Annotated in this window: 4 protein-coding genes; all 4 read left to right on the top strand. The window is 72.4% G+C overall.

Annotated features, from left to right (window positions below; all coding sequences use genetic code 11):
* Positions 1-1,436, top strand: a 1,436-nt coding sequence (locus tag D7X74_RS43785) for an aspartyl/asparaginyl beta-hydroxylase domain-containing protein (RefSeq protein ID WP_233602445.1), incomplete at its 5' end; no start/stop codon positions are given.
* Between the two features lie 76 nt (positions 1,437-1,512).
* A complete protein-coding gene (locus D7X74_RS39260) occupies positions 1,513-4,056 on the top strand; it encodes a DUF5916 domain-containing protein (protein WP_233602444.1) in 2,544 nt (847 codons plus the stop codon).
* Between the two features lie 67 nt (positions 4,057-4,123).
* Positions 4,124-4,252 carry a hypothetical protein gene (locus tag D7X74_RS44925; RefSeq protein ID WP_255424522.1) on the top strand — a complete coding sequence of 43 codons (129 nt, stop codon included), beginning with the start codon at positions 4,124-4,126 and terminating at the stop codon, positions 4,250-4,252.
* Positions 4,253-4,278: 26 nt separating this feature from the next.
* The coding region (locus D7X74_RS39255; protein ID WP_147446849.1) for a M28 family peptidase at positions 4,279-5,281 on the top strand (1,003 nt) is incomplete at its 3' end.

Genomic DNA, 5,281 nt, shown 5'->3' with positions numbered 1-5,281 from the left:
GCCCCCACCCACGAAAGGAACCCAAGGTCATGAACTTCTACCCGAAGCACCTCTTCCCCTTCACGCAGGAGCTGGAGGCGAACTACCCGGCCATCCGCGCGGAGGCGGAGCGGCAGATCGAAGCCCGGTTCAAGCCGTACGCCTATTCGGACGTGTACACGGCGGGGTGGACCACGCTGGATTTGCTGTACCACGACAACCGTCTGGACGTGCGCAACCGCCCGCGCTTCACCGTGTCCGACTGCACGGATCCGCTCCAGCTCTTCGGCGTGCTGCTGGGCGATCCCACCTCGTTCGGTTCGCGACTGCTCCAGGCCCGCCTGGGCGAGGAGACGATGCGGGAGCTGTCCACGTACACCTCGCCGCACGACTGCACGCCCTCGATGATCGACCGGCTGGTGGCCGGGATGAACGCGGTGGTGGCGGACCCCGAATTCTTCGTGGTGAACCAGTGGCAGCTCACCCTGGATGACCGCACGCCGCGCTCGCGCGAGCGGTTGGCGAAGCTGCTGGCCGCGGGCCAGTTGGTGCAGCGGGAGGGGCACTTCGCGCTGGGGAACGTGGACGGCGACGAGGCCCGGGACGCGCTGCGCTGGCTCCACGTCGCGGTGCTGGAGGAGGCCGTCTACCCCAGCTTCCTGAAGAAGGGCGGCATCACGGAGTTCCGCGACGTGACGGACGCGTGTCCGGTGACGACGTCCATCGTGAAGCGGATTCCCGGCCTGCGCAGCGTGTGGTTCTCCTGCCTCGCGCCCGGCTCGCACATCCTGGCGCACACGGGCAACGACGCCACGATGCTCCGCTGCCACCTGGGGCTCATCGTCCCGGGCGACGCGGTGATGGCCGTGGGGTCGCACCGCGTGTCGCCCAACGACTTCAAGGACGTGGACCGCCTCCTGCCGCTGGTGGCCGCGGACAACGACAGCCTGCCGGCGCGGCTGCTGCGCGAGGCGCTGTCGGAGGCGGAGATCCGCACGCTCAGGGACTTCTCCTCGCTCACTCGGACGGACAACCCGGACGGGGCCTGGAAGGCCCTGTGGGCCGTCGCGGAGGCGCTCAACGTGCGCATCGAGCAGCCGGGCTTCTGCCTGCCGTACCGGGACGCGACCCCGCATCCCGCCTCGCCCGTCTTCGACGAAACCTTCGCCCGGCTCCAGGCGCAGGGCGTGCTCACGGCGAAGGGGGAGGCCTCGCCCTCGGCCCTGGCGTCGGAGTCCGGTCGCGAGGAGCTGCACTACCTCAACACGCTCTTCTTCATCGAGCGCGCGTTCCCGGAGTTCCTTGCCAAGTCGCCGCGCGTGCGGCGCGAATTCATCTCCTGGGAGGAGGGCCGCTGCTTCGTCTTCGACGACACCCAGTACCACGAGGTGTGGCAGCGCTCGGATCGCAACCGGGTCATCCTGAACGTGGACGTGGACCGCGGCACCTACGCATGAGGGCGCGTGTTGCGCGGTCCCCGGCCCAGGTGTGTGGGGACCGCGCGCGCGCCGGAAGGGAACGGACGTGACGCGGGTGGCGTGGCGCAGACGCTGTTGGCTGGGCGGGCTCTGGCTCGCGCTGGCGGTGCCGGTCCAGGCGGCGGAAGGCCCGCGCGTGCCCGCCGTCTTCCGGGCGGCGCGCACGGACGGGGCCGTGGCGGTGGATGGGGTGCTGGACGAAGCCGCGTGGGCCGCCGCGCCGGTGTACTCGGACTTCGTGCAGAGCTTCCCCGAGCCTGGCGCCGCGCCCGGGGAGCGCACGGAGGTGCGCATCCTCCATGACGAGCGCAACCTCTACGTGGGCATCACCGCCTATGACAGGCAGCCCGCGCTCATCCGCCGGAGCCTGGGCCGCCGCGACGCCATCCCGCCTTCCGATCGGGTAACGGTGATGGTGGACAGCCTGAAGGACAGGGCCACCGCCTACGTCTTCTCCATCAACGCGGGGGGGACGCTGGAGGACGCGCGCCTCACCGAGGACACCACCGAGGCGAAGGACTGGGACGCCGTCTGGGAGGGGGAGGCCACCGTCACGCAAGAGGGCTGGACGGCGGAGCTGCGCGTGCCCCTGTCCGTCCTGCGCTTCCCGGAGGCGCCGTTGCAGGCGTGGGGCTTCCACGTCCGCAGGCAGATGGCCCGGACGCACGAGCAGGTGGACTCCACCGTCATCCCGCGCGAGGCCAACGCGCTCGTGTCGCGCTTCGCGGACTTCCAGGGGCTGGAGGGCGTGCGCCATCAGCGCGGGCTCCTGCTGACGCCCTACGTGGCCAGCCGCCTCACCGCGAGCCGCGACGCGGTGCTGCTGGGCGGAGCCTCCACGCTGGAGCCGTCCGCGGACGTGGGCCTGGACTTCCAGGCCGCGCTCGCCAGCGACCTGTCGCTCACGGGCACGTTCAACCCGGACTTCGGCCAGGTGGAGGCGGACGAGCTGCTGGTGAATCTGGGTACCTCGGAGGTCTTCTTCCCGGAGAAGCGCCCCTTCTTCCTGGAGGGGCTGGAGCTGTTCCAGCCGGTGGGCGCGCAGGCGGGGCGCTCCGCGCAGACGCTCTTCTATTCGCGGCGCGTGGGACTGGATCAACCGCTGCTGGGCGCGGTGAAGCTGGTGGGCACCGTGAGCGACGGCGTGCAGGTGGGGCTGCTCGACGCTGTCTCCCTGGGCGTCCCGGCGCTGGGGACTGCTCCGGGGCGGGGCTACCGCTTCCAGTGGGCGCGCCCGCTGCACTTCGCCTCCCAGGCCACGCTGCCGCGCGTGGTGCCACCGCCCATGAACTCGCTCGCGGGCGTGCTGCGCGCGGAGGTGGCGGAGGGACAGCAACTGGGGTTGATGGTGACGGCGGCGACCCCGCTGTCCTCGCGCTGTCAGGGAACGCCGCTGCCGGAGGATCCGCCGTGCGTCGTGCGCGGGGGCCAGGCCGCGGCGGCGGACTTCCGGCTGCGCACGACGGATGGTGTCTTCGCGCTGTCCGGGCAGGTGGACGCCTCGCGGGTGACGGGTGGCGGCCCCGAGGGCGTGCTGCTGCGGGATGGGACGCGGCTGCGCGCGGGGGACCTGGGGTTCGGGGCCTACCTGCGCGGCGGGAAGCTGGGCGGCGAACCGTGGCGCACGACGCTGACGTACGAGTACGAGTCGCCCACGCTGGACCTGAACGCGTCTGGCTTCCAGCCGCTCCAGAACCAGCAGAAGGTGTCGGCCCACGTGCAGTATGGGCGCGGCTCGCGGTGGGGAATCTTCCCCGAGCTGTGGCTGGGCGTGCGGGGGCAGGGCGGCTGGTCCACGGACGCCCGGGGGCTGCCGCTGTCGCGCGGGCTGGACCTGACGCTGGAGGCGGTGCTGCCGGACTTCAGCACCCTGAACTGCGAGGCGGGCGTGGAGACCCATCGCCGCGACCTGCGGGAGATTCCGGGGCGGGGGTTGGCCTACGAACTGCCGGACTTCGGTTACGGCACCTGCGCGCTGGAGACGGATCCGCTGCGTCCGCTGGCCTTCACGCTGGAGGGCTACGTGGACCGCACGTCGCGCAACGGCGTCTCGCCGGGACGCGTGGGCAAGTCCGCGAGCGCGGGGCTGTCGTGGCGCCCGATGCCCCGGCTCCAGACGGACGTGGCCGTGTCGTATGAAGCCACCCAGGACGGTCCGCGCTGGACGGGGGAGACGGAGGATGGGCAGCTGCTCTTCGCGGAGCTGGTGCCGCGCTTCCTGACGCTGACGCTCAAGCAGCTCGTCGTCGTGACGCCCCGGCTGACGTTGCAGGCGCGGGTGCAGTTGCTCACCGGGCTGGGCCCCTATGGTCCCTTCTACGCGACGCGGATCCCAGAGGACGGGACGGTGCGGCTGCGAGACCTCCAGCCGGTGACGGGCGTGGAGGACCCCAGCTTCCACACGGCGGCGCTCAACGTGAACGTGGTGGCGCGCTGGGAGTACCACGTGGGCTCCACGCTCTACTTCATCTACTCGCGGGCGCAGGAGGAGCCGCTCTTGGAGGGAGCGGACGCGGCCCGGAGCTCGCTCCCGCCGCACGGGCTGGGGCTGGGACCGCGCTCGGACACGGTGCTGCTGAAGGCGAGCTACGCATGGTGAGCGCGCGCTGCTGGGCTGGGCTGGAGCCACGCGATGAGCACGCGCGCCGTTGGGCTGGAGCCACGCGATGAGCACGCTGCCGGGCCGGAGTCCGCATGGTGCGCGCGCGCCGTTGGGCTGGAGCCACGCGATGAGCACGCTGCCGGACTGGAGCCACGCGATGAGCACGCGCCGCCAGGCTGGAGCCACGCAATGAGCACGCGCCGCCAGGCCGGAGTCCACATGGATCTAGCGCGCCGTTGGGCCGGGGTCCTCGCGGTGCTGGTGACGGTGCTGGGGGCCGCGTGGGTGGCGCGCCGCCCGGTGGAGCCGCGCCCGGAGGACGCCGCGCCTGAAGCGTTCTCGGAAGCGCGCGCGCTGCCGCTGTTGCACGCCCTGGCGCAAGCGCCGCGCCCCCTGGGCTCACCCGCGGCGCAACGCGCGGTGACGCTGCTGGTGGAGCGGCTGCGGGCGCTGCCGGGCGTGGAGGTGCAGGTGCAGGACGCGGAGGCCACCGTGGTGGACGAGGGAACGCTCGTCCTCTTCCGCGCGGTGAACGTGCTGGCGCGGCTGCCCGGCACGGAGCCGGACGCGGTGCTCCTGTCCGCGCACTACGACAGCCCGGAGGAGAGCCCGGGGGCGGGGGACAACGCGCTGGCGGTGTCCGCGGGAGTGGAGGTGCTGCGAGCCTTGAGCGCGGGGCCGCGTCCGCGCCACACGGTGCTGCTCAACCTCAACGGAGGGGAGGAGGACGGCCGTCTGGGCGCGGCGGGCTTCCTGCGCCATCCCTGGGCGCGCGACGTGAAGGCGTTCATCAACCTGGAGGGCGTCGGTGTCGGCGGCCGGCTGGTCCTCTTCCGCGCGAGCCCTGGCGCCCGGGGGTTGCTGGACGCGTACGCGGACGCGGTGCCAGACCCGAGCGCGTCCGTGCTGGGGCAGGACGTGATGGCGAGCGGCGCGGCGCCCTTCTACACGGACTTCGAGCGCTACGTGGAGGGCGGCCTTCCGGGACTCGACCTGGCGCTGGTGGAGGGCGGCTACGCGTACCACACGGCGTTGGATGGGCCGCAGGCCGTGCCCCCCGGCACCCTCCAGCACGTCGGGGACACGGTGCTGGCGCTGGTGCGAAGGCTCGCGTCGCGACCGCTGCCGGCCCCCGAGCCCGGTCCAGCAACCGCGACCTTCTTCGACGTGCTCGGCGTCGCGACGGTGGTGTATCCGCCCCGGGTGGCGGCGGGGCTTGCGG

It is taken from the genome of Corallococcus sp. CA047B (assembly GCF_003612065.1).
In the GTDB taxonomy this organism is placed as follows: domain Bacteria; phylum Myxococcota; class Myxococcia; order Myxococcales; family Myxococcaceae; genus Corallococcus; species Corallococcus praedator.
Note: the sequence above shows the minus strand (reverse complement) of the source record. Positions and strands in the feature narration are given on the sequence as shown.